This window comes from Chryseobacterium formosense, assembly GCF_900116415.1.
In the GTDB taxonomy this organism is placed as follows: Bacteria; Bacteroidota; Bacteroidia; order Flavobacteriales; family Weeksellaceae; genus Chryseobacterium; species Chryseobacterium formosense.
In genome coordinates this window covers 112,468-119,168 of sequence record NZ_FPAP01000007.1, presented here as the reverse complement: position 1 = coordinate 119,168, position 6,701 = coordinate 112,468, and the positions used below count along the sequence as shown (strand labels likewise).

Genomic DNA, 6,701 nt, shown 5'->3' with positions numbered 1-6,701 from the left:
CAACCCTAGCCCCGATCGTAACGGCATCCTTTTGTGATGAGCAACGAAGAGCAAAAGATATAGTGGAGAGCGGGAAATAGCTCCTAAGAAAAATACCCCAGATAAGTCGGAGGTATGAAATATAAAGGATGTGAATTATTTGTTTTCGGTGTAGATCATTCTGAGAAAATCGCCAAAAGATCTGTCGAGTCCGATGATGTCTCCAGATTTAAGATTGATACCCGGCTCGCCAAAAGTATTGGAGCGCACTTTCAAAGACGAAACCTGATAATATTGTGCTGTAGATTCTGGTTTACCCGAAACTTTGATGGTGGAACCTAACAATTTCTTTGTAGATATGGTATAAATTTCACCCGGAATAGTTTTCAGGACAGTAAACGATCGTGACGGAAGTACATAATCTTTTTTATTAATACTTATTGTCTGAGATTTTGCAGAAGAGGAGAACAAATATATTTCGTCGGAAGGTTTTGAATATTCTTCTTTTGAAATATAATAAAGTTTCATCTTATAGTTTGACGGATTGAATGACTGATTTTTTTCATCTACCGTTTCAAAAGGCTGGAACGCAAAAGCATTTGCACCAATTTCTTTAGCTTTATTGTAGATTCTGTAAAAAACATCCATATCATCATTCGAAAAACCCTGTACATCTATTTCTCCCAAATATTCTGCAGAAGAATTCTTCGGATCTATTTTTATAAGATATTTGTCTTTATTTTCTTTTGTTTTTTCAACTTTGGTAAGGAAAATATTCTGTGCGCTGATCATTACGGCAGCGAACATAAAAATACAGACTGTAAAAGTTTTGATATTCATTTTATTGTGAAAGTATATTAACGCAATCTTCCAAACTGTTTTCCCAATGTTTTGGTTCGATATTGTAGATTTTTTCAATTTTATCTAAAGACATTGTGCTTCTTTTTGGTCTTTTTGCGGGAGTTGGGTACTGATCTGTAGTCAACGCATTTAATTTCACTGATGATTTTGAAAATTCAGCGATTTTTTTGGCAAATTCAAACCAGGTAGTTTCCGGATAGTTTGAGAAATGAAAAACACCAAAAATTTTGTTCGGCTTTTCGATAATCGTCATAATTGCTTCTGCAAGATCGTTAGCATTTGTAGGTTGACCAAATTGATCTGCTACGATTCCGAGTTCGTCTTTTTGTGAAAATAAGTTCAGCATTGTTTTCACAAAATTTTTATTAAACTCAGAATAGAGCCATGATGTTCTCAGAATAATTGTTTTAGGGTTGTTTTCTAAAGCCAGCTCTTCACCTGTCAGTTTAGATTTACCATAAACTCCGATAGGATTTGTAAAATCATCTTCGGAATAATCTAAGTTGGTCTCTCCATCGAAAACGTAGTCGGTAGAAACATGTATTAAAACTGTTTTGTAATCTGCACAGGCCTCAGCCAAATTACCAACGCCTTCTGCATTTACGGCAAAAGCTTTTTCTTCTTCCTTTTCTGCAAGATCTACTGCAGTGTAAGCTGATGCATTGATGCAAAAATCGGGCTTCAGATCGTAAAAGAAATCATTGATCTGATCGCGGTTTGTAATATCTAAAGTTTGTGAATCTGTAAAAGTAAACTCATATTGATTTTCGAAATCCGATGCAATTTTTCTGATGCAGTTTCCCAACTGTCCGTTACCTCCTATTACTAGTATTTTTTTCATTTGGTTAAATTATGAATTTTTTGCGTTTTGTGATCTCAGAAACTTCACTCTCGACTGGAAATCTTTCTGTTCTAAATCTACATAGAACTTACCGAATGTTTCTTTAATGTCTTCAGGATGAATTTCTGATCTTCTTGTTTTAACATTAAAATAGATCACCGTAACCCAAAGTACTGCATGAACAGTTTTTTCGTCAAGACTTTTCATAAGAATCTCCACTTTTGCCGTTCTGTCTGCTACTTCGATTGTTTTGCTGCTGATCACCACCTGATTATTATATCTTACTTCTTTCAGATAAGCAATCTCATTCTGAATTGCGATCCAGGTGCAGCCTGTTTTTTTAGTATATTCTTCGTAAGTAAAACCGTAAAATGTTTCTACATGATCTTCTCTTGCATTGAACATATAATCTAAATATTTTACATTATTCAAATGCCCGATCGGGTCGCAATCACTGAACCTAACTTTTACAGTTGTTGATACTTCTTTTTCCATAGCGCAAAAATAAAAAAACCACCTCTAAAAGTAGTGGTGGTTTTTATAAATGTTTGTTAATATCTTCAATTAAGGAAGAGCTAATTCTTTTTTCACAGCTGCAGTAGCATCCGGACCTCCTTTGTAAACAAGACCAGTAGAGTTTACGTCCATTACGTACTCATAACCATTTGCTTTAGCAACCTTCGTTACAGCTTCCATCAATTTTTTCTCGATAGGCTCGAACAAAGCATCTTGCTTAGCAGTAGCGTCTTTTCTCATTTTGTCTTCCATCTGAGCTAGCTCTTGCTGAAGTTTCTGCATTTCTTCCATTCTTGCTTTGTTTTCAGCTTCAGTTTTAGTTTGCGCTTCTTTAGTATAGCCTTCATACTTTGCTTGTGCTGCGTCAGCTTTTTTCTTTATTTCAGCTTGCTTTCCATTCACAAAAGTTGTAATTTCTGTATCTGCTTTCTTTTTTTCTGGCATTGCATTAAGAATACCTGCAACATCCATAGTAGCAATTTTTTGAGCTTTTGCCATACCTACAGACGCTACCATCACTACTGCTGCAAATAATACACTTAATTTTTTCATAACGGGTAATAAATAATTAATTTGTTTTTAGATTTTAAATTTAGGTAAAAGTTAAGTATTGAAAAAACTTTTACTATTTTTTATTGGTTTTCTTTTCTTTTTTGTCTCCTTTATCGCCAGAACCTTTCATCAGAACGTCTAAAACTTTGTCTGTGTAATCATATCTTGGCTGATAAAAAACAACATTATCTTTGGTTTTATCAAGTACAATGCCTAAACCATTTTTTTCTATAACGGTGCGCATTGCAGTCCAGATCTGATCTTCAAACGGCTCTACAAGATTTGCTCTCAGCTGATTGATTTCTCCTGTTTTACCAAACCTTAAACTGGTTGTTGTTTTGATATTTTTTTCTAAATCTAAAACTTCCTTTTCTCTAAGCTTAAGCTGATCACCGATAAGCAAAACCCTTTCGTTTTCGAATGCTGATTTTTTTTGCTCGTATTCAGACTGTAATCTCTGAAGATCTTGTTCCCAAGTATCGATCTGAGAATTTAATCTTGCTTCTGCTTCTTTATATTCGGGCATTTTGTCTAAGATATACTGAGTATCTATAACCCCGATTTTCTGAGCATTAGTCAAACTAAAAAGTAAGACAACCGCAAAAGTGAAAAGTGTTTTAAAATTTTTCATATCATTTATAAAGATTGGTTCATCAAGAAGTGAGTCTTGCTTCCGGAAACATTACCATCGATCGTTTTATCAAATCCATAAGCAAAGTCGAACCCAATCAGACCAAACGCTCCCATATAAACTCTTACCCCGACACCAACTGATCTTTTTAGCTGGAAAGGATTGTAGTTGCTCCAAGAGTTCCAAACGTTACCTCCTTCGGCAAATGTAAGTGCATAAATTTTTGCGGTCTGATTCAATGAGATCGGATATCTTAACTCTAACGTAAATCTGTTATAAATAGTACCTCCTCCTCTTTGAGTAATATCTTCAGCCTGTCCTCCGTAAGTGGAAGCATTTTCATAACCTCTCAAAGGAATAAGTTCTCTACCATCAAATCTACCTCCGAAAAGACCGGTTCCCCCAACATAGAATCTTTCAAACGGCGGAGCACCAAGTTCTTTGTTATACCCATCCATGAAGCCCATTTCGGCAGAAGATCTTAAAACAAGTTTTCCGATAACTTCGTTATAAACATCTGCTTTAAACTTAATTTTATAGAACTCCATCCATCTATACTTATCAGTAGGACTCATCGTCGAGTAATCTTTGTTGCTGAACAATGAATATGGCGGAGTAAATTTACCCGAAAGCTCGATGTTTGACCCCACTGTAGGGAAAATCGGATCGATACCCGCAGAGTTTCTGCTTAATCCTATATTTAAACTTAAGTTGTTTGCATTACCATAATATTCGGTTGTATTTCCGAATTCAAACGGATAGTTGCTGAAGTTATATTTCTGATACTGAATTCCTGTGTATAACGAGAAATAATCATCCGGCCATTTTAGCAATCTGTTTAAACCAGCTGTTGCCGAGAAAATATTCAGTCGCTGATCCGGACCTGAAACCTGGCTATAATTTACTCTTGAGTTATTTAAACTTACAGAAAGTGCCGTTGGTTTGGTTCCGAACAACCAAGGTTCTGTAAACGAAACTCCATAATTCTGGAAGTATTGTCCGGCTTGTGCCTGAATAGACAATGTCTGCCCATCTCCTTGAGGTACAGGTCTGAAGTCTTTAAACTTCAGGAAGTTTTTCAAAGAGAAGTTGTTGAAAGTAAGCCCTAAAGTTCCGATAAAGCTGTTACCACCGTAACCTGCCTGTAACTGAACCTGTGAAGAACCTTTTTCTACCAATGTCCAGCCAATATCTACGGTATTATCCTGCTGATTAGGCTGAATATCTTGGCCGATCTGTTGAGGATCGAAGAAAGACATTGAAGCTAAATCGAAATATGTTCTTTTAATTTCAGTTTTCTTAAATAATTCTCCCGGTTTGGTTCTCAATGCTCTCAGGATTACGTGGTCATGAGTCGTTGTATTTCCTTTCCAGGTTACTTTGTTCCATGTAGCCTGTTCACCTTCGTTGATTCTGATTTCAAGATTGATGGCATCACCATTCACAGATTTCTCTACAGGAGTAACATTTGAGAAAAGGTAACCATTGTTCATATACAACGATTTGATATCGGAATCATCTTCTTTTCCTCCGTCTTCACCTACTTTTTTGTTGAAACCAACTGCATCGTAAATATCTCCTTTCTTATACCCTAAAAGTCTCTGAAGATATTCTGTAGGATAAACTGTATTTCCGGTAAATGAAATATCACCGATGTAATATTTTTTACCTTCTTTAAGCTTAACGTTGATTTCGTAGTTGTTTTTATTATTTCTCCATACAGAATCAGACACAATCGTTGCATCCCTGTATCCTAAAGAGTTGTAATAGCTTACAAGATTTCTTTTATCTTCCTGATATTTTTCTTCAACAAATTTTGAAGATTTTAGGATACCTCCGATACCAAATCTTTTTTGTTTGGTTTCTTTGAAGGCTTTTTTTCTAAGTTTGCTATCAGTTACACTATCATTTCCTTCGAACTCGATGTGGCTGATTTTCACTCTTTTTCCTTTATCAACATTAATCGTCCAGTCTACAAGATTAGGATCACTTGCGTTCACTTTATCCTGGATGGTAATTTTTGCATCAGCAAAACCTTTTTTAATGTAATCTTTAGGAATATTTGTTTTAAGACTTGAAACAAGATTCTGAGTGATCTTCGTTCCAGGCTTTAAATTATTGTCCTTTGCTAGTTTTTCGTTTTTAGACTTACCAATACCTTTACCTGTAAATTTTACCTCACCTAGATCTTTAAGATCCTGAAGATAAAATCTAAGAACAACGGTTTGCCCTTCAACACTTTCTACATAAACTTCAACTTCAGAGAAAGACTGTGAATCCCAAAGCTTCTTGATTGCATTACTAACCTTTTGCCCGGGAATATCTACAATTTCACCTTTCGACAAGCCTGTAAACCTGAAGATCTGAGCCGGTGTGTATTTTTTTACCCCATCTACAACAATATCTTTCAATGTGTAAGATCCTGTTTGATTTTCTGCAAGAACAGAGGTATCAACCTTTGTGCTGTCCTGAGGAGTTACCTGTCCATAAAAATGTGCAGAAGCCGCAAACATAATGATGGGTAATAATCTAAACTTCATTTTATCGTAATCTTTCTTTTCTTAAAATTTACTGGATTTGAATTTGGTCACCTGTAAGACCGTATCTTCTTTCCTTGTTTTGATAATCTACAATACACTGGAAAAAAGTATCTTTTGTAAAGTCTGGCCACAGAATATCTAAAAACTGAAGCTCTGCGTAAGCAATCTGCCAGAGTAAAAAATTGCTGATTCTTATTTCGCCGCTCGTTCTGATCAGAAGATCAACAGGCGGAAAATCTTTAGTATAAAGATAGTTTTCAAATAATTTTTCATCAATATTCTCTACATCTACTTTGCCTTCTTTCACATCATTGCTGATGTTCTTTACAGCATTCAGTATCTCATTCTGGGAACCATAGCTAATGGCCAGAACCAAATTTCCTTTTGTGTTTTCTTTTGTGAGATCAACTACTCTCAGGAGCTGATCTTTTACCAAAGATGGTAATTTATCTAAGTTCCCGATCACATGCATTCTTAAACCTTTACTGAAAATCTCATTGGCTTCCAGCAAAAGGGTTTCACTAAGCAAAGTCATCAGGGTATTTACTTCATCAGTAGGTCGTTTCCAGTTTTCTGAGGAAAATGTATATAGTGTAAGATAAGGTATATTGATCTCATTACAGGCATTAATAGCGTTTCTCACGGCATTAATAGCATTTTTATGACCAAAGGTTCTTTTCTCACCTCTTGATTTTGCCCATCTCCCATTGCCATCCATAATGATAGCGACATGCTGCGGTAAATTCTCAGAATTTATTTGTTCTTTTATCAACGACATATT

At 35.5% G+C, this 6,701-nt stretch carries 7 protein-coding genes; all 7 read right to left on the bottom strand.

Annotated elements, in window-relative coordinates:
* Positions 1–135 precede the first annotated feature (135 nt).
* A complete protein-coding gene (locus tag BM371_RS19525; RefSeq protein WP_034672514.1) occupies positions 136–819 on the bottom strand; it encodes a hypothetical protein in 684 nt (227 codons plus the stop codon).
* A gap of 1 nt (position 820) precedes the next feature.
* Positions 821–1,681 (bottom strand): dTDP-4-dehydrorhamnose reductase, encoded by an 861-nt coding sequence (gene rfbD, locus BM371_RS19520; protein ID WP_034672516.1) that lies wholly within the window; start codon positions 1,679–1,681, stop codon positions 821–823.
* Positions 1,682–1,690: 9 nt separating this feature from the next.
* Positions 1,691–2,176 carry an acyl-CoA thioesterase gene (locus BM371_RS19515; protein ID WP_034672517.1) on the bottom strand — a complete coding sequence of 162 codons (486 nt, stop codon included), beginning with the start codon at positions 2,174–2,176 and terminating at the stop codon, positions 1,691–1,693.
* A gap of 69 nt (positions 2,177–2,245) precedes the next feature.
* On the bottom strand, positions 2,246–2,749 hold the full coding sequence (locus tag BM371_RS19510; protein WP_034672519.1) for an OmpH/Skp family outer membrane protein: 504 nt from the start codon (positions 2,747–2,749) through the stop codon (positions 2,246–2,248).
* 73 nt (positions 2,750–2,822) lie between these two features.
* Entirely contained in the window at positions 2,823–3,380 is a 558-nt protein-coding gene (locus BM371_RS19505) for an OmpH/Skp family outer membrane protein (protein WP_034672522.1), read from the bottom strand.
* Between the two features lie 5 nt (positions 3,381–3,385).
* Positions 3,386–5,920, bottom strand: a complete 2,535-nt coding sequence (gene bamA, locus BM371_RS19500; RefSeq protein WP_034672524.1) for an outer membrane protein assembly factor BamA — start codon at positions 5,918–5,920, stop codon at positions 3,386–3,388.
* A gap of 28 nt (positions 5,921–5,948) precedes the next feature.
* The gene (locus BM371_RS19495) at positions 5,949–6,698 is read right to left on the bottom strand and encodes an isoprenyl transferase (protein WP_034672527.1); all 750 of its coding nucleotides are present in this window, start codon (positions 6,696–6,698) and stop codon (positions 5,949–5,951) included.
* Positions 6,699–6,701 lie beyond the last annotated feature (3 nt).